The 22,735-nt window shown below is 70.9% G+C and carries 18 protein-coding genes and 1 tRNA gene; 7 read left to right on the top strand and 12 right to left on the bottom strand.

Going from position 1 to position 22,735, the window contains the following annotated elements; genetic code table 11:
- Window positions 1–51: 51 nt before the first annotated feature.
- The 5 genes from CA12_RS02930 to CA12_RS02910 all read right to left on the bottom strand — a co-directional run bounded on the left by CA12_RS02930 (window position 52) and on the right by CA12_RS02910 (window position 8,926).
- On the bottom strand, window positions 52–3,741 hold the full coding sequence (locus CA12_RS02930) for a hypothetical protein (RefSeq protein WP_145357403.1): 3,690 nt from the start codon (window positions 3,739–3,741) through the stop codon (window positions 52–54).
- Between the two features lie 51 nt (window positions 3,742–3,792).
- Window positions 3,793–4,839 (bottom strand): KpsF/GutQ family sugar-phosphate isomerase, encoded by a 1,047-nt coding sequence (locus CA12_RS02925; protein WP_242688110.1) that lies wholly within the window; start codon window positions 4,837–4,839, stop codon window positions 3,793–3,795.
- A 119-nt stretch (window positions 4,840–4,958) separates the two neighbouring features.
- Entirely contained in the window at window positions 4,959–6,563 is a 1,605-nt protein-coding gene (locus CA12_RS02920) for a methyltransferase regulatory domain-containing protein (RefSeq protein WP_145357402.1), read from the bottom strand.
- Between the two features lie 98 nt (window positions 6,564–6,661).
- A complete protein-coding gene (gene cysS / locus CA12_RS02915) occupies window positions 6,662–8,176 on the bottom strand; it encodes a cysteine--tRNA ligase (RefSeq protein ID WP_145357401.1) in 1,515 nt (504 codons plus the stop codon).
- Window positions 8,177–8,227: 51 nt separating this feature from the next.
- Window positions 8,228–8,926, bottom strand: coding sequence for a hypothetical protein (locus CA12_RS02910; protein WP_207622121.1), 699 nt, complete (start codon window positions 8,924–8,926; stop codon window positions 8,228–8,230).
- A gap of 331 nt (window positions 8,927–9,257) precedes the next feature.
- On the opposite strand from CA12_RS02910, the gene CA12_RS02905 reads away from it, so the two are divergent.
- Window positions 9,258–9,530, top strand: a complete 273-nt coding sequence (locus CA12_RS02905) for a hypothetical protein (RefSeq protein WP_145357400.1) — start codon at window positions 9,258–9,260, stop codon at window positions 9,528–9,530.
- Between the two features lie 62 nt (window positions 9,531–9,592).
- Here the strand turns inward: CA12_RS02905 and CA12_RS02900 are convergent, their stop codons facing one another.
- On the bottom strand, window positions 9,593–10,609 hold the full coding sequence (locus CA12_RS02900; RefSeq protein ID WP_145357399.1) for a Do family serine endopeptidase: 1,017 nt from the start codon (window positions 10,607–10,609) through the stop codon (window positions 9,593–9,595).
- A 241-nt stretch (window positions 10,610–10,850) separates the two neighbouring features.
- Here CA12_RS02900 and CA12_RS02895 point away from each other — a divergent pair.
- Window positions 10,851–10,937 (top strand) — tRNA-Ser (locus CA12_RS02895).
- Window positions 10,938–11,012: 75 nt separating this feature from the next.
- On the opposite strand, the gene CA12_RS02890 is transcribed toward CA12_RS02895, so the two are convergent.
- On the bottom strand, window positions 11,013–12,374 hold the full coding sequence (locus CA12_RS02890) for a sulfatase family protein (protein WP_145357398.1): 1,362 nt from the start codon (window positions 12,372–12,374) through the stop codon (window positions 11,013–11,015).
- Window positions 12,375–12,453: 79 nt separating this feature from the next.
- On the bottom strand, window positions 12,454–13,128 hold the full coding sequence (locus CA12_RS02885) for a hypothetical protein (protein WP_145357397.1): 675 nt from the start codon (window positions 13,126–13,128) through the stop codon (window positions 12,454–12,456).
- A gap of 137 nt (window positions 13,129–13,265) precedes the next feature.
- On the opposite strand from CA12_RS02885, the gene CA12_RS02880 reads away from it, so the two are divergent.
- The 5 genes from CA12_RS02880 (at window position 13,266) to CA12_RS02860 (ending at window position 17,928) form a co-directional block, all read left to right on the top strand.
- Window positions 13,266–14,480 (top strand): M14 family zinc carboxypeptidase, encoded by a 1,215-nt coding sequence (locus tag CA12_RS02880; protein WP_145357396.1) that lies wholly within the window; start codon window positions 13,266–13,268, stop codon window positions 14,478–14,480.
- A 91-nt stretch (window positions 14,481–14,571) separates the two neighbouring features.
- Entirely contained in the window at window positions 14,572–15,102 is a 531-nt protein-coding gene (gene hpt, locus CA12_RS02875; RefSeq protein WP_242688109.1) for a hypoxanthine phosphoribosyltransferase, read from the top strand.
- A 94-nt stretch (window positions 15,103–15,196) separates the two neighbouring features.
- Window positions 15,197–15,808 (top strand): hypothetical protein, encoded by a 612-nt coding sequence (locus CA12_RS02870; protein WP_145357395.1) that lies wholly within the window; start codon window positions 15,197–15,199, stop codon window positions 15,806–15,808.
- A gap of 322 nt (window positions 15,809–16,130) precedes the next feature.
- Window positions 16,131–16,835 carry a hypothetical protein gene (locus CA12_RS02865; RefSeq protein ID WP_145357394.1) on the top strand — a complete coding sequence of 235 codons (705 nt, stop codon included), beginning with the start codon at window positions 16,131–16,133 and terminating at the stop codon, window positions 16,833–16,835.
- Between the two features lie 106 nt (window positions 16,836–16,941).
- The gene (locus tag CA12_RS02860) at window positions 16,942–17,928 is read left to right on the top strand and encodes an AAA family ATPase (RefSeq protein ID WP_145357392.1); all 987 of its coding nucleotides are present in this window, start codon (window positions 16,942–16,944) and stop codon (window positions 17,926–17,928) included.
- Between the two features lie 89 nt (window positions 17,929–18,017).
- On the opposite strand, the gene CA12_RS02855 is transcribed toward CA12_RS02860, so the two are convergent.
- The 4 genes from CA12_RS02855 to CA12_RS02840 all read right to left on the bottom strand — a co-directional run bounded on the left by CA12_RS02855 (window position 18,018) and on the right by CA12_RS02840 (window position 22,633).
- Entirely contained in the window at window positions 18,018–19,085 is a 1,068-nt protein-coding gene (locus tag CA12_RS02855; protein ID WP_145357390.1) for a non-reducing end alpha-L-arabinofuranosidase family hydrolase, read from the bottom strand.
- 100 nt (window positions 19,086–19,185) lie between these two features.
- Window positions 19,186–20,547, bottom strand: a complete 1,362-nt coding sequence (locus CA12_RS02850) for a Gfo/Idh/MocA family oxidoreductase (RefSeq protein WP_145357388.1) — start codon at window positions 20,545–20,547, stop codon at window positions 19,186–19,188.
- An 82-nt stretch (window positions 20,548–20,629) separates the two neighbouring features.
- Complete coding sequence (locus CA12_RS02845; protein WP_145357387.1) at window positions 20,630–21,418, bottom strand: carboxypeptidase regulatory-like domain-containing protein; 789 nt, start codon at window positions 21,416–21,418, stop codon at window positions 20,630–20,632.
- A gap of 288 nt (window positions 21,419–21,706) precedes the next feature.
- Window positions 21,707–22,633, bottom strand: coding sequence for a prenyltransferase/squalene oxidase repeat-containing protein (locus tag CA12_RS02840; RefSeq protein WP_145357385.1), 927 nt, complete (start codon window positions 22,631–22,633; stop codon window positions 21,707–21,709).
- Between the last annotated feature and the right edge of the window lie 102 nt (window positions 22,634–22,735).

The raw sequence follows: 22,735 nt of genomic DNA, 5'->3' as shown, positions 1-22,735 counted from the left end.
CCAAAAGGGGGCGAGGGGAGCGACGAAGATCCGATCGCGGCTCCGGCTCCGTCAGGGCAGCCCGTCGGCGCCCTGGACGCCCTTCAGGTCGATCGTGTTCGTGTCGGGGAAGTAGATCACCGTGCGGCCGGTGATCAGGTCCTTGGGGCCGTCCTGCGTGGCGGAGCGGTACAGCTGGACGAGGCCGTCGGCGCTGCCGGCGAGTTCCAGCCGGCCCTTGGCCTCGTTGTAGGTGGCGCGGGGGGCGTCGGCGGTGAACCAGCCGCCGGGGCGGCCGCCGCTGTCCTCGCCGTGGCCGTCGATCTCCACGTTGCCGCTGGCGAACAGTTCGCGGGTCTTGGGGGCGTTCTGGTCGGCGCCGTCGGCCGGTTCGACGTGCCGCAGTTCCAGCCGATCGCTCTCCATGCGGGAGGCGCCGGCGGGCAGGGGGGCCGTGGGGCCGGCGAGCAGTTGCACGCCGAAGTCCCGCACCGGGCCGTTCACGACCTCCACGCGACTGTCGGAGTTGGGGTGGAAGATCGCGTCCGGGCCGTTCAGGTCGCCGCGGACCTCCCGCTTGAACTTCACGTGCACCAGCTCGCAGGGCATGGCGAGGAGCCGCCGGCCGGCGGCGTTCGGGCGGACGACGGCGTTCTGCTGCGGCGCGGGGGCGGTCTGGTCGTCCCGGCGCCAGAGCTTCAATTCGCCCTCGCCCTGGGCGGTGAAGTCGCCGGTCTGCCACAGCACTTCCAACTGGGCGAAGGTGCCCTCGACCCGCTGGGCCTCCTGCGGGACCAGACGCTGTTTCGGGTCCGGGTGGCGGGGGTCCGGGGCGTCCTGGCGCCCCCGCAGGTTCACCCGGCCGTGACAGGTGATGAGCTTGATCTCGGCGCCGCCGTCCTCGCCGTCCTTTTTCTTATCGGCCGGCGATTTCTCCGCGCCGGGCAGGGAGGAGCCGAACACCACCTTTTCGGAGAGGGTGACGGTCATGAGTTGGCAGTAGAGCCGCATCGTGTCCTCGGTGTACTCCGCGGAGCCGACCTCGCCCTCGGAGCCGTGGAACATCGTGCGGGCGCCGCCGTAGAAGGTGGCGACGGTGCCGTCGAAGGTCATCGATTCGCCCCAGTCGACCCGTAACGTTTTGCGGGTGGGGGCGTTGGGGTCCTCGGGTTCGGGGTCGGGCTGGCGGTCGCCGGTGAGTCCGGGCATGCCGCCGCCGCGGACCGGCAGGTCCAGCGAGCCGCCGCCGACCACCACCGCGGTGTTCGCCTGCGGATCGAAGCGAATCTCCGGCCCGGTCAGGTCCGACCCGCTGCCGTTGAGTTCCGCGGGGATCGGCGGGGAGTCCTCGTCCCCCGGTTTGCCGAACAGCGTGAGCAGTTGCTGGCCCGGCCCGGCGCCGGTGACGACGGCCCGGTCGGCCCGGGCGTAGCGGGCGTCGCCCGGCGGGGCGTCGGGTTCGGCGGGCGCCGGGGCGTCCTGGAACAGACCGACCTGCCCGGTGGCGACGGCGTGGGAGACGTAGCCCTCCTCCACCTCCACGCCGTTCTCGGTTCGGGCCCGCACCAGCGTGGCGACCACGTCGTCGGCGTAGAACTTGGAGGTCCGCCCGGGCTTCTCAGGCTCCTCGGCGGCCGGATCCTTGGCCGGGGCCGGGGCGGCGTTCGCCCCGGCGGCGGCGCCGGTCCCCCCAGCGGCAATCTGCGCGCCGGGCGGCGGGGTCGGTTTGGGCGCCGGGTCCGTGAAGTGGACCTCAATCCGCTTCGCCCCGGCCAGCAGTTCCGGCCCCTTCATCCGCACCGAGCCGGTGGCGATCGCCTTCGCCGGCCGCACCGAGCCGCCCATCGGGTTCGCCTCGGTCAGCGAGCCGACGGCGGGCTTCGGTTCCTGGTTGAGCCCCGGCTTCGCCGTCGCCTCGGCCTCCGCTTCGTCAGTAAGGGCCTCGTCGGCGTCGGGGCTCTTTTCGAGTTCCAGCACGACGTGATCCGCCGCGAGGTCCGACCCTTCGGTGAAGGTCTGCACGAGCACCTGATCGGCCAGTTCCGTGTGCCCCGCGGCGTCCCGCTTGGGGTTCTCCAGGCCGGTGAGGACCACCACGTCCCGGCCGGTCCGCTGATCCCGGCTGGTGACGAGGGTGCCGGGCCAGGTCACCTTCGAGGCCAGTTCGCCCGTTTCCGGGTCCGTCCGCAGCAGGGTGCCGGGGCCGGCGGCGGCGACTCTCCGCGGAGCGTCCACGGACTCCGGGTCGACTCCCTCGGGGACCTCCGGGGGAGTCACGGTGAGTTGCGGGCAGCGGATCACGGAGTCAGGAAGAGTCACGTGCACCCACTCCGGGCGTTGCGCCCCGCCGAGCGGGCGATGGCCCGCCACCCGGGAGTCCGAGCCGCCGACGAGGGTGAGCACGTCCGTGGCGACGTCGTGTTCCAAACGGGCGGCGGTCGCCTTCATCTGGCGGGCGGGGGAGTTCACCCGCACCGGGGCGCCGTGGGCGATCACCGCGGTCGCCTGAAGGTCGTCGTCGGCGGCGTAGAACTTCCGATCGCCCCAGTCGCGGTTCTCCCGGGCGGCGCGGGTCTCCGCGGCGGTCTGTTTCGCCTCGTCGGTGGCCGGGGTGAAGGTGACCAGCAGGTCGTCGGAGATCAGTTCGTCCGGCCCGGCCTGTTCCGGGGAGGGCGGTTCGACGTCGGCGGGTTGGTCCCGCCAGGCCCGCACGCCGCCGGGCTGCACGGAGGTGAAGAGGGCGGTGTTCTCCTGCGGACTGAAGACCAGCCGCCCGGTGGCGGTGATCCGGACGGGTTCGCGGTTCTCCTCTTCCGCGGCTCCGGCCGCGTCGGCGGGCGGGGCCGGGACTTCGGCGAGGGGGCCGCCGGCGGCGTCGAGGCCGGGCAGGCTGCCGCCGCGGAGGACGACGGCGACCGGGCCGCGGACGGCGATCTCCTCCAGCCCGTCGGCGGCGACGTTGTCGTAGGCGCTGGGGCTGCGGGTGCGGAACAGCTTGATCTCCACCCCGTCGCCGGCGCCCTCGTTGCCGCCGGTCAGCGCCTCGCCCCGGCCTGTGCCGCCGTGGCGGAACTCGACGGGGTCGTCGCTCAAGATAGTGGAGACTTTACTGGTCGGGTCGCCCTCGTAGTAGAAAAAGTTGGATCCGACGACTTGCAGCCCGTCCTCGCCGTCAATCCGCACGTCGCCGCTGAACGCCCCCCGGATCACCCGGCCGGGACTGGAGACCATCTCCTCGGAGATCGGTTGGCGGAACCGCAGCAGGGCGGTGTCCGCGGTGATCGTGGTGGGAATCTTGCCGCCGGTCGCCGGGTCCGTGCCGGCCTCGTCCACCAGCACCATGGCGAAGGGGGAGACCTTCAGGGCGCTTTTGTCCTCCTCCCGCTGCACGATCTCCCACTCGTTCCAATACATCATGCTGTTGCCGGAGCCGATCTGATAGGCGGCCTCCGCGGCGAACGGGACGTGCGGGAGGAACTCCTCCGCCAACTGTTTGTTCGACTTCGGCGGGACGATGGCCGTCGGCCGGCCCTGGGCGGCGGTGTCCGCCTTCATCCGGGCGGATTCCAGCAGCGGCGTGACCGTCGCGGCGTACGCCAGATACAGGCCCGACAGGCCCAGCGCCGTCGCGGCCGTCAGCAGGAACCGCCAGGCGCCGGAGGCCGGCCCGTACCGCGGCCCGGCGACGGACCCGGTTGCAGATCCGACGGCGGGCTCGGCGGCCGGGGGGGCGGGCGAGGCGTCGGGGCCGGGAGTCGGCACGGCGGGCGGGGGCGAGACGGCGGCGGGCGGAGGCGGGAGGGCGCCGGGCGGCTAAACCAAACCGATCAGGTCGGTGATATCGACCAGACCGACCGGGCGGCCGGAGGCGTCGACGACCGGCAACTCGCTGAGTTTCCGGCCCTTCAACAGACTCACGGCCTCGCCGACGGAGACGTGCTCCCCCACGGTGATCGGCGAGCGGGTCATCACGGCGCTGACCGGGCGGTCCAGCTCGTGCTCCCCCCGGCGGGCCAGCAGGCGGGCCAGGTCGCTGTCGGTGAACAGGCCGGTCAGGCGGCCGGCGTCGTCGATCAGCATCACGGCCCCGGTGCGGCGTTCGCCCTCGGCGGTCACCAGCACCTTACGCACCGGTTCGTAGTCGGCAAAGACGCGGACGGCGGACCCGGTCCGCATCACCTCGTCCACCCGGGCCAGCTTGCGCCCCAGCGACCCGGCCGGGTGGAAGGCGGCGAAGCGGTCCGGGGTGAACTCGGCCCGTTCGCTCAGCAGCACGGCGAGGGCGTCGCCCAGCGCCATCATCGCGCAGGTGCTCACCGTGGGGGCGAGGTTGTGCACGTCCGCCTCGCGGAGTTGCCCCATCGCCACGACCACCGTCGCGGCCCGGCCCAGCGTGCTGCCGGCCCGCGCGGTGACGGCCACCACCGGCACCTCCCGGCGGGCCAGCGGGGCGAGAATCTGCGTCACCTCCGCCGTCTCCCCGCTGTGCGACAGCGCCAGCACGGTCGCGTCGTCCCGCACCATCCCGAGGTCTCCGTGAACCGCCTCCCCGGGGTGCAGCACGCAGGCGGGGGTGCCCAGGCTGGCCAGCGTCGCGGCGATCTTCCGGCCCACTAGGCCGGCCTTGCCCATCCCTGTGACGACCACGCCCCCGCCGCGAGATTCGATCAGGTCCGCGGCGTCCAGCAGACCGGCGGGGGGGCTCTTGGCGAGGGCCAGCAGGGCGTCCGCCTCGGCCCGCAACACCTCGGCGGCCCGGTTGGCGGCGGCGAACCGATCGAACGGCACCAGCCCCCGCTCGGCGGAGGCGGCCCCGTCGGAGAAGGGGTCGGCGGAACGTTGAACGGCGGGCAAACCCACGGGCGCGGCGTCCGGGAGGGGCGGGGAGCCCCCTAGTTATAGTGCGACCGCGGGACCGGGGTGAAGGGGAGCTTGACCCCGGCGAACCGTCGGAGTCGAACCGCCCCCGTCACGCCCCGTCACGCCGCCAGCAGGCCGAGGGTGCGGAGGCAGTCCAGAGTCGACGCGATCTGGGGCTCCAGCAGGCGGCGGGCGAGGGCGAGGTCGGCGACCGGCTGACCCTCGTACTGCAACGCCGGTTCCCCGCGGACCGCGCCCTCGGCCAGTTCCTCCACCAGCGCCGCGGCGTCCCGCGTCCCGTCCAGCCGCGGCAGGACCCAGCGGGCCAGGTCCGGCAGGCGAATCTCCACGTGCAGCCGCGAGGTCACCTGCTCGCGGCCGTGCGCCGCCCGCAACCGGGCCAACGGATCGCCGACCGGCCGCTCGGAGAGCACGCTGGCCAGCGGCGGCGGGGCGCTGAACAGCTTCAGCAGGCTTTGGCCGAACAGCGTGGAGATCCCGTTCCGCAGGTCTTCGGCGTCTCCGCCCGCCTCCTGCACGGCCTCGCGCACCAACGCGCCCACCGGGATCGCCGCGGGCCAGCGCTCCGCGAGGCGGGTCAGCGCCGCCGCCAGCGCCGGGTCGGGGGTGTCGACGGCGCGGTCGCCGTCCGGCGTCGCAAACCGCCGCACGCCCGGCGCCGGGACGTCGTCGCCGGCCGCCTCCGCGGGGACCTCCCGCAGCGGGCAGAGGACGAACAGATCGTCGATCCGGGAGGCGGGCGACTCGCGGTCGATCGCCGCCTCGCCCCGGACGATCAGCGAGCGCCGAAAGTTGCGGCACCGCAGGAAGTCCCCGTACTGCTCGCGCCGCAGCGGATCGTCGGAGAGAGCCGCCAGCGTGCGTTTGATCTCCGGGCTGACGTCCAACCCCACCAGCGAATCGCCCTCCGGCTCGCCCAGATAGGCCAGATCATGCTCCGCCAGCAGCGAGGCGAACTCGTGGAAATAAAACGGCCGGTTCTCGTCTTCGAGGAAGTCGTGGAACAGGTAGCTGTCCGCGTTCTCCTCGAAGACTTTATGAAACGCGTTCAGGACGGCGCGGTGGGACTCGGCGCGCGGGGGGACGTTCTCCGCCATAAATTTCAAAATGCCCCAGGCGTGTTCGAGGCGGCTCTTGGGATCGGCGGCGTCCGCCTGCCCCTCGAGGTGATAGAGCATCATCTCCCGGGCCATGCCGCCGCTGTGCCAGCCGGGCAGGGCGTTGTAGCTGACGTACGCGATCCCCTGCGGGGAGAGCGATTCCCGGACGATCTCCAGAATCCGCGCCCGGACCGCGTCCGGCACCCAACTGAAGACGCCGTGGCAGAGGATATAATCGAACGGCTCCTCTGGCGTGAACTCCGCCAGATCCTGATAGCGCAGTTCGAGGTTCGTCAGCCCCAACTGTGCGGCGACCGCGGCGCCGGCGTCGATCTGCACCCGGGACAGGTCGAGCCCCAGAAATGTCGCGTCGGGATAGACGTTCGCCAGTGCCAGCAGGTTCGCCCCGGCGGCGCACCCCAGTTCCAGCACGCGGGCGGTCTCGACGGGGGGCGGCTCCAGGCCGAACAGCCGGCCCACCGCTGCCATCCGGCCGGGATGGGCCACGGAGACTGAATGATCGACGTACGGCACCACGTCGTAACTGGACGCCTTGCCGGCGGGCGGCGGGGCGTCGGCGAGTGGCGGGGCGTCGACGGACACGAAGCGCTCCTGAGGGGGACGCGCGCAGCGTAGGGCTCCGCCCCACGGCGAACAAACTCACGCGGGGCTGCCCTGCCGAAGGAGACCTGCCGAGGCCGCTACGCCAGTTCCTTCACCGCGATCGTGCCGCCGGGATCGTTGCGGACCTCGTAGCCGGCGGCTTTCAATTCGTCCCGGGCGGCGTCGGCGGCGGCCCAGTTCTTGGCGGCCCGGGCTTCGTCGATCTGCTGGCACAGCGCCGTCGGATCGAACCCGCCGGCGTCCGCGGCGGACTCGGTCGCCGTCGTGGAGGACGGGTCGGTGCAGAGCACGGCGTCCATGATCTCGAACGCCGCCAGGCTCTCCGCCGGGTCCGGGTGCGGGCCGCCGACCCAGGGGAACAGCGCCCCCAGGGCGCCGCTCATGTTGAGGTCGTCGCCCAACGCCGCCAGGAACGCCGCGACGGCGGGGTGGGAGTTGTCCACTTCCGCCACGGCGTCGCCGGCGTCGGACTTCAATTTGGCTTTGAACTCGATCAGTTTCCGCACGGCCGCGGCGCTGTCGGACAGGCCCTTGGCGGTGAAGTTCATGTTGGCCCGGTAGTGGCTTTTCGTCAGCTCGTACCGCAGCACGCCGGGGTGCACCTCGCGGCCGGTGACCTTCCCGCCGAGCACGTCCCGCACCGTATAGAAGTTGCCCTTGGACTTGCTCATCTTCGCCCCCTCGACCATCAGGAAGCGGGCGTGCATCCAGAAGCGGGCGAAGCGGTCCTCGCCGGTGGCGCCGCGGGTCTGGGCGATTTCGCACTCGTGGTGGGGGAAGATGAGGTCTTCGCCGCCGGTGTGAATGTCGATCGTGTCGCCCAGCAGCCGGCGGGCCATCACGGAACATTCAATGTGCCAGCCCGGATAGCCGGTGCCGAGGTCGCTGTCCCACTTCATGATGTGCGAGGTGTCCGGCTTCCAGAGCAGGAAGTCCGCCGGGTGCCGCTTGCCGGCGATCTCGTCTTCGCTGACCCGCCCGCCCTGGCCGGCGACGAGCTGGTCGAGCGTGTTGCCGCTGAGTTTGCCGTACTCCGGGAAGCTCTCCACGCTGTAATAGACGACGCCGCCCTCGCTTTTATAGGCGTGGCCGCTGGCGAGCAGTTCGTGGATCATGGAGAGCATCCCGTCGACGTTCTCCGTCGCCCGGGGGATGTTCTCCGGCTCCTCGGCCAGCTTCATGCCCAGCGTTTTGGCGTCCTGCAGGAAGGCGTTCTCGTAGAACCGGGCGATCTGGTACGGGTCGCTGGGGTCTTCGACCTGGCCCTCCTCGACGGTCCCCGATTTTTTGTCGGCCTTTTTTTTCTCCGCCAGCTTCTTGGCGGCCTGGGCCATTTTGTCCTCGCCGGTGTCCTCGGTCATATGACCGACGTCCGTAATATTCATTACGTGACGCACCCGGGCGCCGGAGGCCTCCAAAAAGCGGCGGATCAGGTCGGCGAACAGGAACGACCGGAAGTTGCCGATGTGAGCGTAGTCGTAGACCGTCGGCCCGCAGCTGTAGATCGTGACCGGCCGATCGGTCGGCAGGGCGAACGGCTCCAGGCCGTGGCTCAGGGAGTTATAGAACTGGATCGCGGGGGCGGTCGTCATGACGTGGGGAAGCGGGGTCGGTCCGTCGGTGTCGGCTGGGGGGGCGGCAGTCTAAGCCGGTCGCCGACGACCGGAAACGTCGCTTCCCGGCGTGGCGTCTGCGCACAACGCCCGCAGGGCGAAGTGCGTGGGCACGAACACCAGCAGCGGCAGCCCGACCAGCAGCCCGCCGAACCAGACGAGCGGCGGGACCAGCGTTTGCGGTTCCGTCTCGGAGGCGCCGAACACGTAGTTCACGTTCACCGGCGTGCCCTTTTCGACCGCGGCCCCCGGCCCCGGCAGCAGGAAGTAGGCGATCAGCAGCGCCGCCCAGGCGAGGACGGTCCACACGGCCAGCCCCCGCCGGTCGTACCCCAGCTTCCAGACGAGGTACGCCAGCAGGAAGGGCAGCCAGAAGTGGAAGAAGCTCAGTCCCCGCAGGAACGGCGAAGTGTCCGCGAACATATAATCCGTCATGCCCAGCAGTCTCCCGCCGGCCAGCGTGACGAAGAAGTCCGCCACCCACACCGCCTGCGGGACCAGGATGCCCACCGCCGCGGCGCTCGCCGGCAGGGCCCGGTTCGTCCAGACGCTGATCAGCGCCAGGAACAGGGCTAGGTCGCAGAAGTACAGGAAGTTCGTCGGCCCGTAGGAGACCCAGTAGACCGGCACCAGCACGGCGAGAAACGCCGTGTAGACCGCCGCCACCGGCCACGGCACCCGGCGGGGGGAGGACGCCGTCGCGGCGACGGTGGGGGCGGCGGTCGTCATGGCGACAGGTTGAACGAGGCGAGCGGCGGGGCGTCAGCCCCCCGAGGGACGGGAGGAACCGATGGGGAGCCCTCCGCCGGGCGGCGGAACCGCGCCTGCCGACCCGCCCGTTCGGCGGGCGGGGCCGCGCGAAAGTTTTGCAGGAACCAATCTCCTCCGCACGGCTCAGCGTGACCTAAGTTCCAGAGACGTGCCGGCGACGTGGTGAAAACGCCACGTTCCCCGCACGCATCAGGGAGTTCGCCCGATTTGGAATCGGGTTTGCACGCTCCGGCGTCGCCCTCCCTCGACCCACCTCCGCACCGTTCCGCCTCCCGCTCCGGAATTCGTCATGGCCGCCGCCGCTTTTCTGCTCGACCGCCCGCACGCCAACCTCGCCCAGGACCTGCATCGCCGGGCCTCCGGGGCGCTTGCGAGCAGCTCCCACTTCCGCACCCAGCCGGTGTTCTGCACCGTGGAAAACACGGACGAGGGCGACGCCGTCGTCCTCTCCGGCGCTGTGCCGAGCTGGCACCACAAACAGCTCGCCCAGCAGGCCGTCATGGGCGCCCTGGGCCGCAGCGGCGCCTTCGTGCGGAACCGCCTGACCGTCGCCGCCCGCTGAGCCGCCGCGGACCGGGCGCCGTCGGCCGTTTTGACCGGCCCACGGTCGCCGTGGCGCCGGAGTTACAAACCGAGCGGGGCGAGGCGGCGGACCCGCGGCAGTTCTCTTTCCGCCACGAACCGCACTTGCAGCGACAGCGGTCGCCCGCGACGCAGCAGGTCCACGGAGACGAGTTCCCCGGGGCGAATATGGCGGGCGACGGCGAACCAGTCGGCGGGATCGCCGATCGTCGCCCGCAACGGTTCGACGGTCGCCGCACCGTCGGCGCTGGATTCGTCGGCGACTGATTCGTCGGCAACCGACTGCCCGGCGCCGTGTCCAGGGGCGCCGGATTCCGGGGAGACCGGACGGAGCGGGGTGAGGAGCCGGGAGAGGGCGGCGGCCATCGAGGACGCCGCCCCGTCGGGCCGGGCGAGGCCCACGAGTCGATCGCCCGCCCGCACGCCGGCCTGATCCGCCGGGCCGCCCGGAACCGTCGAGCCGACGAGGACCCCGGGCAGGGAGCCCGGTTCGAGGGAGGCGAAGGCGATCAGTTCCGCCCCCATCAGGCCGCGGTCGTAGGGCAGGTCGCGCGGCCAGACGGGCGCGTAGGGCGGGGGGCCGTCGTGCTCCGGGGCATCGGCCCGCAACACGATTGTTCGCAGTTCGTCGCCGCGGAGCAGTTCCACCTCCATCGCGAACCCGGGGCCCAGCGCCCGCCGGATGAGGTGCACCCGCTCGGCCGCCGCCTGCGGATCGACGTCGTCGCACAGCGGTTGACCGGCGACGGTCAGCCAGACGTCGCCCACCCGCCCGCCGGAGCGCCGCACGGCGCCGTAGGCGTCGACCGCGGTCACCAGCAACCCCGCCCGGTCCGCGAGGTCGGTCGAACCGTCGGCGGTCGAACCGTCGGCGGGGGGCACGGGATAGGGGCTGAACAGGACGCCCAGGCGGGTCGGGCTGACGGCGGCCGACTCCGTCGGCGGGGCGCTCCACCAGCGCCAACCGCTCCACACCAGCATCAGCGCCGCCACGACCGCGGCGGTCAGGGCGACGCGGACCGTCAGCCAGTCCGCCGCGGCGTCTGGGGCTCCGCGCACGGACGGGGCTCCGCGCACGGAGTTGCCCCCGGGGGGGCCGGCGTCGGGAAACGAGGGAGATTCCGCGGCCATGGCGAGCGAACCAAGACGGAAGCCGGGTTGTCAGACAGACGAGCGGGGCGGTCCGGAGAGATTTTCCGGACAGAGCGCCCCGCATACGGTGACGACGCCGCGTCGCCGATGCTATCATTGCCCGCCCGTTCGTCGGCGGTTCCCCCGGGGAACCCTCGTCGCGGACCCCGGAGAGGTGGCAGAGTGGTCGATTGTGCAGCATTGGAAATGCTGTGTCCCTTCACGGGGACCGGGGGTTCGAATCCCCCCCTCTCCGCTCATAAAGCAGACGTGCCGTAACGCCGAGGCCCCGCGGGGCCTCGGCGTTACGTTTGCGCCGTCGGTTGCGCCGTCAGTCGTTCGCGGCGGTCGGGTCCCACCAGGCGTTCAGCAGGGCTGTCAGCCGGGCGACCTGCTGCGGGTTCTCCTCCGCGAGGTTCCGCGTCTCGTGCGGGTCGGCGGACAGGTCATACAGCTCCGTCGGCGGCTCGCCCTTGGAGAAGTGCGGGGCGTGCGGGAGGATCAGCTTCCAGTTCCCGTCCACCACCCAGCGAAACATCAGCCCGTCGGCCACTGGGGCGGGGAAGGGCTGGTCGTGCTCAAAGATCTCCCCGAACACCGGGCCGCGATCGGCGACGGCGGCGTTATTGAGAAGGTTCATGCCGCCCACCGTCTCCGGCACGGCCACGTCGCAGTGCGTCAGGATCGTGCGGGCCAGGTCCACGGTGCTGACGGGCGTCTCATGCCGTTCCGGTGTGATCGCCCCGGTCCGCCGCAGCATGATCGGGGTGCGGACGCCGCCCTCGTGCGGGCTCCGCTTGCTGCGGGGGGCGTAGGCGCTGCGTTCCGGCAGCGTGATCCAGCCGTTGTCGCAGGCGTAGACGACCAACGTGTTCTCAGCCCCGCGACGGTCCACCTCGGCCAGCACAGTGCCGACGGCTTCGTCAAAGCGTTCCACGTTGGCGAAGTACTTCGCCTCGCTGAGGGTCAGTTCGCCCGCCTCCACCCGGTCCCGGTACTTCGCCAGCAACCGCTGCGGCGGATCGTGCGGGGTGTGCGGCAGGAACGGGGCGTACCAGACGAACCACGGGGCGCCGGCGGCGTCCGCCTCGTCCATGAAGGCCGGCAGCGGGCCGAGGTCCGGCGAGGGTTGGCCGTCGCGGGTGATCTTCAGTCCCTCGTCGCCGTGCCGGCCGCCGCGGGTCATCTCGCCGTGGGTCATCGCGGCGGTGAAGCCGAAGTCGGTCGGGTCGCCCTCCCACCATTTGCCCGTCTGCAACGTGTGATAGCCGGCGTCCTGCAACAACGTGGAGAGCTGCGGATCGTCCGCCAGCGTGCGGTTCATCGCCCGCCGCAGGTCGAGGTACTCCGGAACACGGGTCTGATGCGTCGGCTTGCGGGGCAGTCCGGCCGGGACGGCCGGGTCGTTGCCGGTGATGCCGTGTTGATGCGCGTACCGCCCGGTGAGGATCGAGGCGAGGCTCGGCCGGCACAGGCTCGTCGGCACGTAGCCGTGCGGGAAGGTCCGCGACTGCCCCGCCAGCCGGTCCAGATGCGGCGTGTGGGCGTGCTCGCTGCCGAGGAAGCCGTAGTCGTCCCAGGCCTGATCGTCCGAGAGGATCAGCAACACGTTCGGCCGCTCCGCGGCGGGACGGTCCCCGGTTTCGGCGGGGTCCGCCCCGAGCAGACAGGCGGCGAGCAACAGCGGCGTCATCGGGCGTTCCCCAACAGGCGATGGATCGGAAGGTCCCGATCCTAACGCGGAACCCCCGCCGGGGCTCCCGTCCCCGAAGTCACGCCGCGAACGTGAGGGCGTCCGCCAGCAGCCGGACCGCCCCCGCCCCCGCGGCGTTCAACGCCGCTTCGCGGGAGGCGTGGCGAGTCTCGAAGTCAGTGTCCACAGGCACGCCACCGCTGCGGAGCTTTTCGACCAGCAACTCGGCCCCGGGGAACCAGACCTCCCCCGGGTCGCCGGCAAGGTGCAGGCGCCGGGGGCGGGCGAGGGGGTTCACGTCCGTCAGCACCCCGGCGACGCGGGCCTGCTCCTCGTTGTCGAAGAGCCTGTCCAGCGTGCTGCCGCGGCCAAAGACGGCGTCCAGCGCCACCGCCGGGGCGTAGGCCCAGACCGCGGGGGTGCCGCTCTTCTTGAACCCCGCCCGGATCGCCGCCTGCCCGCCGGCCCCGGCGCCGGCCCAAGCGAGCGGCCCCTCGAACCGCTCCGCCGCCCACGGGGCCAGCGCCTCCCGCAGCCACCGCCACGCGGTGCGGCTCTTTTCCTCGTGGAACGCCGGGTCCGGCCGGTCCAGCCACCAGGTCGGCCCGGGGGTCGGGCAGACGACCCGCACGCCGCGGCGGCTCAGTGGTTCGGCCCAGCCGGGCAGCAATTCAGGGGTGAGGCCGTCGAAGTCCGCCAGCCAGACCACGCCCCCCGCCGGCGCCTGCGAGGGTTCGTACAGACGGACCGGCACGCCCTCCACGACGGCGTCGGTCCAAACAGCGGCGGGGCGATCGGCGGCGACGGGCAGGGGGCGGACAGGGGTGCGAAAGATCGGCGACCGCTAGGCTAACGGCTGGGCCGCTCGCCTTCCCCCGGGGAATTCCCGCCATGACCGCTTCCCCCGCCTGCCCGTTGCCGTGGCTGCTCGCGGCGCTGCTGCTCGGCCCCGCCGCGTTCGCCCAGGAGGAAGAAGGGGCGAAGGGAACGGTGACGATCTCCACCGACTTCCCCGGCGGGAACGTGGAGGTGAAAGCGAACGCCCCGGGGCGGGTGGAGCTCGCCCCGGACCTCCGGGGCGATCAGCCGTGGTTCTATTGGTACTTCAGCGCCACCGTCGAGACGCCGGGCCGGGTCGCCTTCGTCTTTCCGGACGAGGTGATCGGCTTCGCCAACGGCGCCATCGGCAAGCAGGGCCCGGCGATTCAGGAGACGCCGGACGGCCCCTGGCGCTGGATGGGCACGGCCGACGTGCTCGGCCCCGCGTTCGTCTACGACTTCGCCGAGGCCGGCGGGACGGTGCGGTTCGCCGTCACCATTCCCTACACCGAGGCGAACCTCGCCGGCTTCCTCAAAGAGCACGCCGGCCCGCACCTGCACGCCGGCGTGCTGACGCAGAGCCGCGGCGGCCGGGAGGTGGAACTGCTCCGCATCGGCGAACCGGGACCCGGCCCGGACGGGGAGCCGAAAGCCGCGGTGCTATTCACCTGCCGGCATCACGCCGCGGAGACGATGGCCAGCTTCGTGCTGGAGGGTTTGATGCGCGAGGCACTGTCGGACTCCGACGCCGGCCAGGCGTTTCGAGAACAGTTCGTGCTGTACGTCGTGCCGTTCGTCGATAAAGACGGCGTGGAGGCGGGCGATCAGGGCAAGAACCGCCGCCCGTTCGACCACAACCGCGACTACCGCGAGACCAGCCTGTACCCCGAGGTGCAGGCGATCCGGGCGCTGCAACCGCAGCACGGGTTTCAATACGTCGTCGATCTGCACTGCCCGACGCTGGTGATGGGGGATCATCAAGTCGCCTATTTCGTCGGCTATCAAACGTTGCCGAGGAACAACCAGGCGAACGTCGCGGCGTGGGCGAAGGCGATCGCGGCGGCGAAGGCGGAGGACGCCCCGGTCGGCCCGCTGAACTGGTTGCGGGCGAAGGAGGAGGACAAGCCGACCTGCTCCCGCTGGTTCGGGGCTCAGCCGGGGATGGTGATGTCGGCGACCTTCGAGTACCCCTTCGCCCCGCCCAAGGCCGCCGCCGACCCGCCGGCCGTCCGCGACTACGGCGCCGCGATGCTGCGGGCCTTCGTGGCCACGGAGTTCGCCCGCTGACCGGCCCCGGCGGCGGGCGGGGCGCCGGGGGTGGAGGGCAGGGGGCGACGGCTTTAGACTGCGGGGGCTCGCCCGCGTCCCGTGTCTTCGATTGAACGTCCCGTTGAAAACGCTGATTACGCAGGCCGAGATCGCCGCAGCCGTCGACCGCCTCGGCAAACAAATCGCCGCGGACTACGCCGGCAAACCGCTGACGTTGCTCGGCGTGCTGCACGGGTCGCTGCCCTTCGTGGCGGACCTGATGCGCCGCATCGACGTGCCGCACCGGGTGGGCCTGGTGCAGGCCAGCAGCTACCGCGGCACGGCGACCACGCCGGGGGAGATGCGGATCGACACGAACCTGCTGCCGGACATCACCGGCCGGGACGTGGTGCTGGTGGACGACATCTTCGACACCGGCCGCACCCTGACGGCGTTGATCGACTGTCTGGCCGCGGAAAACGTCAACAGCGTGAAGACCTGCGTGCTGCTGTGGAAGGACCGCGACCCGGCCGAGGGCGTGACGCTGACCCCGGACTACCACGCCTTCCGCATCCCGGACCGCTTCGTCGTCGGCTACGGCCTCGACCACGACGACGAGTACCGGCACCTGCCGTTCATCGGCGAGCTGCCGGCGGGGTGAGGCGTGGCACGTTCAATGGAGCGAACATTGATCGGCACTCTCGTGTCGGATCCTAACTCGGACTCGCGACCTAACAGGCCGGTGAACGACGACGATGTCCAAAATTCTCGAACCGGACTGGACGCAGGAGCGGCCCGAATCGACGGGCGCGGCGATTGAAAAACTTTGGGGTCACCTGCGCATCTCATGCGTCCCGGAGGGCGAATTGTCGGCCGGTCGGTTGCTTGAGGCGCTGCGACGCACTCATGTGAACGGCGGTGCGGAGTTTCGCACGTTCCGCCTCGAAGGCGACCCGGCCTTCGATTGGTTTATGTCCCGAAACCGCTGGGAAGAGATCGACTTCCCGAAACGTCTTTTACAGTCCAGCGTCGTGACGGCGGCGCTGCCGGAGGTGTGCGATTCGCCCGTGGACGACCCGTTCGGATTCGAATGGGGCAGCGCCTTCACGTTCGCCGGAGAACTCGCCCAGACGCTGGCCCAGGGCGGCGCCTACGTGAAGCACGCGGGCGGCCCCGGCGAGGCGTGGGAGATCGCGGACGAGTTCCGCACGCGGACGTTCGGCGATCGGTTCGAAGAAGTTCTGATATTAAAATCCTGGCGGCCTTGGTCCGCATGGTTCTGCGACGTCGCCTGGGACTCCACATGGCTGATCCTCGACAAGCGGTTCGTCGAAGTCAGCGTGCTGGCGGTGACCGATACGGATTAGCGGGCCGGGCGGGCGACGCCCGACCTTGGCGAACGGGGCCGAGCCGCTCTCCATGCTCACCCGCCTCCGCGGCGCTGACGCTCCGCTCCGGCGTGAGAGCATGGCACACGGGGGCCTGTCTCTCGACGGGTGGCCCGGGTTGGCCCGCTGAAGCGTTTGCCCACGGGGTGACGTGGGTCAGGCCGCCCCCGGAACGGGTGGGGGGCGATCAAACAGCACGTCGGCGAACGGCCGGCGGGAGGATTTCGAACGCGTGACGCCGACGCGGGGGCGGTAGCATGGGGCGGTCCGCGGCTCTTCAGGTCTTCAGGGAACGCCAACCGTGAGCGGCCCGTCCCGTTGGTCCCGCCTGTTTCGCTCCTACACCGCCCTGCGGGTCTGGGCGATCGTCGGCATCGGCTGGACGGCCCTGGCGGCGGTCGTGGCTGTGGCCGTCGCGTCCGCGGCTCTCTGGGAGCATCTCACCCGGGTCGAGTACGTCCTCCCGCCGCCGGGGCGATCCTCCTTCCCCCAGAGCACAATGCTCCTGGACGAGTGGATCACAACCGCTCCCCCGCCCGGCGTCGCCGTCGACCGGGGGGGCGGCGGAAGCGGCGGGGGAGGCGGAACCAGCCGCGACGCCACGCCCGAGGGGGCCTGGCACACGGTCCGGCTCCAGACGGAGACGAACCACGCGCACGCCAGCTACTCGCTGCGCGGCTCCGCCGACCGGGCGGCGCTGCGGGAATATTTCGACGGACCGTTCCGCGACGTCGTCGCGGAGGCGCTCGCGGCCTGGGAACCGAACGTGACCGTGACGCCGCTGGACGATCCCGCCCCGCCCCCGCATTCCGCGCTGGCGCCCGGCTCGGACGCGGACGTCTGGGGCGTCACCTACGCTGCCCTGCGTTCGGGCAGCGTGCACGAGGGAACCGTCGTCTGGTTCCTCGCCCCGACCGTCCCTCGGGGCGTCTCCTCCGGCCAGTCGCCCGATCAGTCGTTCGAGTTCACCCTGGAGGCGACCGAGGAACGCTGGGCCGACCGCTGACCGAACGCCCGGTCGCCGATCGACCGGCCGTCGCCGGGCGAACCCGCGGCGACTGACCGGGCGGGCGGCTACACTGCGGTCTCGCCTCACCCCCGGCCCGCCCCCGATGATTCGCGATTCCGCACCCCTGCCCACAGACGCCCGCTCCGCGGAGGTGGACGGCGTCACGCTGCACCTCTCCCGGCCGGACGACAGCGGGGGGACCTGGATCGGGCAGGACGAGGTCCTCAAGCAGATCCACGCCTGCTGGCTGGTCGTCGGCGAGGGGGACCGGCCGCTGACGCCCCGGCTGGTGGGCACGCCGGGCATCGGCAAGACCACGCTGGCCGTCGCCGCGGCCCGGCAGCGGAATCAGCCGCTCTATATCTACCAGTGCACCGCGGACACCCGCCCCGAGGACCTGCTCGTCACCCCCGTGCTGGCCGAGGGCGGGGGGATTAAATACCACGCCAGCCCGCTGGTCACCGCGATGCTGACCGGCGGCGTCTGCCTGCTGGACGAGGGGAACCGCATGAGCGAGAAGTCCTGGGCCAGCCTCGCCCCGCTGCTGGACCATCGCCGCTACGCGGAAAGCATCATCGCCGGCGTGACGCTGCACGCCCACGACGACTTCCGCTGCGCCGTGACGATGAACTCGGACGAAAGCACCTTCGAGATCCCCGATTATATTCTCTCCCGCCTCCAGCCGACGCTGACCATCGGCCACCCGGAGCGGGAGGACGAGCTGGCGATCCTCAAATATCACCTGCCCTTCGCCGACGACGAGGCGCTGGACCTGACGGTCGAGTTCCTGCAGAAATCGCACGAGTTGAAGCTGGACTTCAGCACCCGCGACGGCCTGAACGTGCTGCGGTACGCGATGAAGCGGCTCGCCGCCGACCCGGAGCACCCGGTCGCCAAGGACGTGGCCTGGCGGGAGAGCCTGATCGCCTGCCTGGGCGAGGACGCCGCCGATCTGGACGACCTGGCCGGCAAAAAGCGCCGCACGCTGGGCGGCGGCTCGGTGCCGATGGGACTGGGCGATTTCTTCTTCGATCCGGACGACCCGCTGCACCCCGACGCGGACGACGACGAGGATGACGACGACGACTGAGCCCGCCGCCGATTACCCCCTGTGGCGGGAGGCCGCCGCTGCGAGGGCGTTCGTGCTGTGTGCGGCGCTGGCCGGCTGATCCGGCCCGCTCACGGCGCCAAGCCCAGCAGCCCCAGCCGCCAGGGGATCTGGCCGTAGTTCTTCGAGCCGTCGTAGCCGGCGTCGTCCACGCCCTGAAACAGTATGCGGGTCGTCGCCGCGTCCACCTCCAGCCGTTGGTCGACTCCCGTTCGGATCAGCTCGCCGTGGCTGTAGGAAGTCGCCCAGGAGTCCGCCCGGTTCGTCACGTTCTGCGGGGAGACCATCGGCCGGTCGCGGGCGTCCGCCACGCCGGTCCATTCGCCGTCCAGTCGGTCGGCCGTATAGGCTTTGAAGTACCGCCGGCCGTCGCCTTGGGCTTCGACGATCGTGAAGTATTTCCCGGTCCCCTTCAGTCGATAGGTGTGGCTGGCCTCGAAGATGTCGGCCTGCAACGCCACTTCCGGGCGGGACCAGCCGCGGTCGGGGAAGTTTGCGAGGGCGGTCTCGGCTCGCCACATCCGGCCGTCGTTGGTGGTGAAGAAATGATGCGCCTTCGCCTCGTCGCAGATGACCCAATGGTCCAGCCCGGCCTTCATCCCCTCCGGCACAACGTACAGCGGTTCGGGCTTCGTCCAGCCGGCCGGGTCGTCGACGCGGTCGCAGGTCGAATAGCAGGGGCCGTACTTCAACCCGCGGGACGGGTCGACGGCCTGATAGATCAGGTACCACTTGCGCTGCGGCTCGTAATAAAAGATCTGCGGCGCCCCATGGTAGTCGGGGGTCAGGTCCAGCAGCGCCCAGTCCGCCGCGGCGGCGTCTTCCCAGTTCTCGAAGGAGAGGTAGCCGATGCGGATGCGGCCGTCGCCCTCTTTGTTTTTTCGGAGGGTGCAGAACAAATGCCAGCGGCCGTCGTGACGGACGACGCTGGGGTCCTTCACCGCGACCCACGGGGCGCCCGGCGAGGGCGGCAGGCGGTCTTGATCCACCGCCAACAGCGGCGGGCTGACCGTCCAGTGAAAGTCGCCGGCGAGGAACGGCGTGTCGGCGGGCGGCTCCCCGGCGCCGAGCGCGGCGGCCGGCCCGAGGGACGCCCCGACCGTCAGCACGGCCAGCAGACGGAAGCAGCGGGTCGACATCGGCGGGACTGTGCGAGAGGGAACGCGAACGCAAAACGCCCCGGCCGCACGCGGGCGGTCGGGGCGTCGGGGAGAGCGGCGGACCGCGGCGCCGGGGGGCTCAGACTTCGTAGTCGTAGCCGTCCCGCTTGGTGCGGGCGGTCATGGACTGGGCCTGCTCGTCGCCGACGATCTTCTGGGCTTTGGGGTCCCAGTTCAATTCGCGGCCCAGGCGGATCGCGATGTTGGCGAGGTGGCAGGTCGTCAGCGCCCGGTGGTGGCTGAACACGTCGGAGATCGGCTCCGCCTTGCCGTCGCGGGCGGCGAAGAAGTTGTCCATGTGGCTCTTCGCCACCGGCTGGCCTTTATAGGCCCGCTCCAGGGCGCCCTCGGGCAGCGGGTTGTCCTTCAACTCGTCGACCGGGGCGCCGGTGAGGTCGCCGCGGGAGACGAAGATGCGGCCCTTCGTGCCCTCGATCAGCAGGCCGTTCCGCTCGTCGCTGGAGATCACCATCTCCACGTCGCCCGGGAAGAAGGCGCTGACCTCGAACTTGCTGGCGGCGTTGTACTTGTCGTCCTCCACCGGCATGCCGTTCTCGTCCATCCCGGCGGGGTGCACGACCTTGGCCATATTGGGGACGATCTTCGTCGGCCCCTGGCCCTCGCCGTTCTGGTCGAGGGCCCACTGGGCGATGTCCACGTGGTGGGCGCCCCAGTCGGTCATCTTGCCGCCGCTGTACTCGTACCACCACCGGAACTCGTAGTGGCAGTTCGTCTTGCCGCCGTCCTTGCGGAAGGCGACCTCGGGGGTCTGGCCGAGCCATTTCTCCCAGTTCAATTCCTGCGGCGGATCGACGGCGGGAATGTCGCCGGAGGTGGGGGAGCCGCCGATGCCGCAGGTGATCTTCTTCACGTCGCCCAGGCGGCCCTCGCGGACCAGCGCCACGGCGGTGAGGAACTTGCGGCCCATCTCGGTCCGCTGCTGCGTGCCGACCTGCACGGTGCGGCCGGTCTCCTCGACCGCCTTGCAGATGTCGATGCCCTCCTGAATGGTGAGGGTCAGCGGCTTCTCGCAGTAAACGTCCTTGCCGGCCCGCACCGCCTCGATCAGCGGCTTGGTGTGCCAGTGGTCCGGGGTGACGATCACGACGACGTCGATCTCCGGATCGTCGATCACCTTGCGGTAGTCGTCGGTCAGTTCCGGGTCGTCGCCGTGGCTGTCCTTGATCTTCTTCGCCGCCGCTTCCAGGTGGCCGCGGTCCACGTCGCAGAGGATCTTATTTTTGCCGCGGCCGGCGGCCTGCATGCCGGGGCCGTTCCACCGGCTGCCGGTGCCGATGTGGCCGATGACGGGCTCTTTTTTCTCACTGTCCTGACGGACGTTGGCCTGGGCGAACGAGGCGGTCCCCGCGATCGCGGCGACCGCGCCGGCGGTCTTGAGGAAGTCGCGGCGGTCGGCGGGGGGAGTGGCGGGGGCGCTCACCAGGATCTCCGGGGGTGGGGCAGGAAAAACGTGAGGGGGGAAACGAAAACCGCCGCCCGGGGTCGGGCGGCGGGGCGGGGATTTACTTCAGGTTCTTGAAGGCGGCGAGTTTGTATTTCAACTCGCCCAGCTCCGTCGTTCCGTCGGCTTTGACCTCGACGGTCAACGCCTGATCGAGGAACCCGGCGGACTCGTGCCAGACGGTGAACCGGTGCTTGCCGGCCGGCAGGCCCTCGATGGTGAAGTTGCCCTCGGCGTCGGTGAGGGCGGCGTAGGGGTGATCGACGATCAGCCAGTTGGCCTTCATCCAGGGGTGGAAGTCGCACAGGGCCGGGATCGGCACCCGCTGGGCCCGGTTGAACTCGACCTCCACGCCCTTGCCGCCGCCCGGAGCGGCGCCGGCGGGCACGGTCACGTTGATGCCGGGGTTGCCGAAGGAGGTGAACCGCACGTTGTGGGCGACCGGGTCGGAGTTATACAGCTCCAGCGGCTGGCCGGTGCGGACGATCACCGCGTGCGGCTTGAACACGCAGCCCTTCTGGTCGAACACGACCGGCTCCTGCGGGGCGTCCTTCAGTTCCGGCTTGATGTCCCGAATCGGCATCGCCGGGTAGAGGAACACGTTGGCGATGCCGCCCTTCTCGCCCACCACCAGGGAGAAGTTGGGCACCGGTTGATCGGCACAAACCTCGGCGTCCTTGACGGCGGCGCCCTTTTCGACCCGGGGTTCCAGGTCCGGGGCCTTGCCGTCCAGCACGACCTTGCCGGTCACGTCGCCGTAGCCGGCGGCGAACGACGGGGCGGGGGCCAGCAGCGCGGCCGCGGCGCACGCGGCGGCGGACAGCACGAGGGCTCGGGGAGAACGGAGCATCAAAACAATCCGGGCGGGGAAGGGAAATGGGGCGGGAGCGGCGAACAGGGCGCTCCCTCGGGAACGCATTCGCCGCCGGACCGTTCACTGTATCCGCCCCCACCCCCCGCCGGAAAGCGGCCACGGATCAGCGGAACGAGATGCACGCCGCCCCGCCGCCACCCCCGGCTCCGGGCGCTCCGGGCGCTCCGGGCGCGGTTCGATCTAGAAAAAGGGTCGATCGTCCCCCGGAGGTCCCGAGGGTCCCTGGCCTCAGGGACGATGGATGTGCAAAAAAACGATCGACGTTTACGCGATCTCGACAGCTGAACCGGAGTCATCGGTTGCCGCCAATGCCAGCACGCCCAGGCCGTAGAAGGTGTATTCCGCGTCGGCGTTCACGTCCCAGGCGGCGCCGCGGAAGCCGCCGGTGGGCAGTTCCAGTTCGGTCTCCGCCCACCGCCGCATCGCCGCGGCCGGCAGCGGGTCCGGCAGGCCGAGGTCCCGACACATCAGCAGCGCCGTGAACGTGCTCAGCCCGTCGGGGAAGGGGATCCGTGTGTTGGCACGCACCCCGCCGGCGGGGTCCGTCACCTCGGTGAGAAACCCCCGCAGGTCGGTCTTCAATTCGTCGTCGGCGTGCCCCAGCAGTTTGAGCAGCACCGCGGCGGCGGCGGTCGGGTTCGTGCCGCTCCGCCGGACGGGGGCGAGTTCCACGAACCCGCCGTCGTCCCGTTGCATGTCGAACAGGAACTGGGCCAGCCGCCCGGGGGCCGGGACGTCGCGGCCGATTAATTCCAACGTCAGCGCCACGAGGAAGGAGGTATACGTGCTGCCCGCCGCCCCCGCGGGGGTTTTGGCGTAGCCGCCGTCGGCGCTGCGGTTCGCTTCCAGTCCGCTCGCCAGCCGCTCCGGCCAGTCCGATGGGGCGTCGGCCAGCGGGTCCCCCCCGCCGGCGGCCTGCACCACGACGGCGCTGTACAGCCAGCTCACCAGATCAATCGCCCCCAACCGCAGCGGATCGTGCCGGGAGAGGAACCGGGCCACGTCCGCGGCGATCGGTTCCTCGAACGCCCCCAGCACCGCCAGCGCCCGCACGGCGAAGCCGGTGTAATAGAGGTCGCCCGGCAGGCCCTCGTTCTCCAGATCGCGGCCGCGAAACCCGCCGTCCGGCGTGCGCTGGGAGAGCAGAAAGTCCCGATGCCGCGCCCGCCGCTCCGGGCTCAGCGACGCCATCCCCCCGGCGAGGCGATCGGCGAGGGAGAGCAGGTAGGACAGGGCAGGGGGAAGGAGGGAGGAGGGAGGAGCCGGCCTTAGTCTACTCCTCCCTCCTCCCCC

The organism is Alienimonas californiensis (assembly GCF_007743815.1).
Taxonomy (GTDB): Bacteria; Planctomycetota; Planctomycetia; order Planctomycetales; family Planctomycetaceae; genus Alienimonas; species Alienimonas californiensis.
This window is presented reverse-complemented; position numbering and strand designations above follow the sequence as displayed.

Excerpts from the sequence above, each read along its gene's own strand:
- cysS (WP_145357401.1), bottom strand. The coding sequence starts at position 8,176 with ATGACGACCGCCCCCGCGATCCAGTTCTATAACTCCCTGAGCCACGGC.
- CA12_RS02910 (WP_207622121.1), bottom strand. The coding sequence starts at position 8,926 with ATGACGACCGCCGCCCCCACCGTCGCCGCGACGGCGTCCTCCCCCCGC.
- CA12_RS02905 (WP_145357400.1), top strand. The coding sequence starts at position 9,258 with ATGGCCGCCGCCGCTTTTCTGCTCGACCGCCCGCACGCCAACCTCGCC.
- CA12_RS02890 (WP_145357398.1), bottom strand. The coding sequence starts at position 12,374 with ATGACGCCGCTGTTGCTCGCCGCCTGTCTGCTCGGGGCGGACCCCGCC.
- CA12_RS02880 (WP_145357396.1), top strand. The coding sequence starts at position 13,266 with ATGACCGCTTCCCCCGCCTGCCCGTTGCCGTGGCTGCTCGCGGCGCTG.
- CA12_RS02870 (WP_145357395.1), top strand. The coding sequence starts at position 15,197 with ATGTCCAAAATTCTCGAACCGGACTGGACGCAGGAGCGGCCCGAATCG.
- CA12_RS02860 (WP_145357392.1), top strand. The coding sequence starts at position 16,942 with ATGATTCGCGATTCCGCACCCCTGCCCACAGACGCCCGCTCCGCGGAG.
- CA12_RS02855 (WP_145357390.1), bottom strand. The coding sequence starts at position 19,085 with ATGTCGACCCGCTGCTTCCGTCTGCTGGCCGTGCTGACGGTCGGGGCG.
- CA12_RS02845 (WP_145357387.1), bottom strand. The coding sequence starts at position 21,418 with ATGCTCCGTTCTCCCCGAGCCCTCGTGCTGTCCGCCGCCGCGTGCGCC.
- CA12_RS02840 (WP_145357385.1), bottom strand. The coding sequence starts at position 22,633 with ATGGCGTCGCTGAGCCCGGAGCGGCGGGCGCGGCATCGGGACTTTCTG.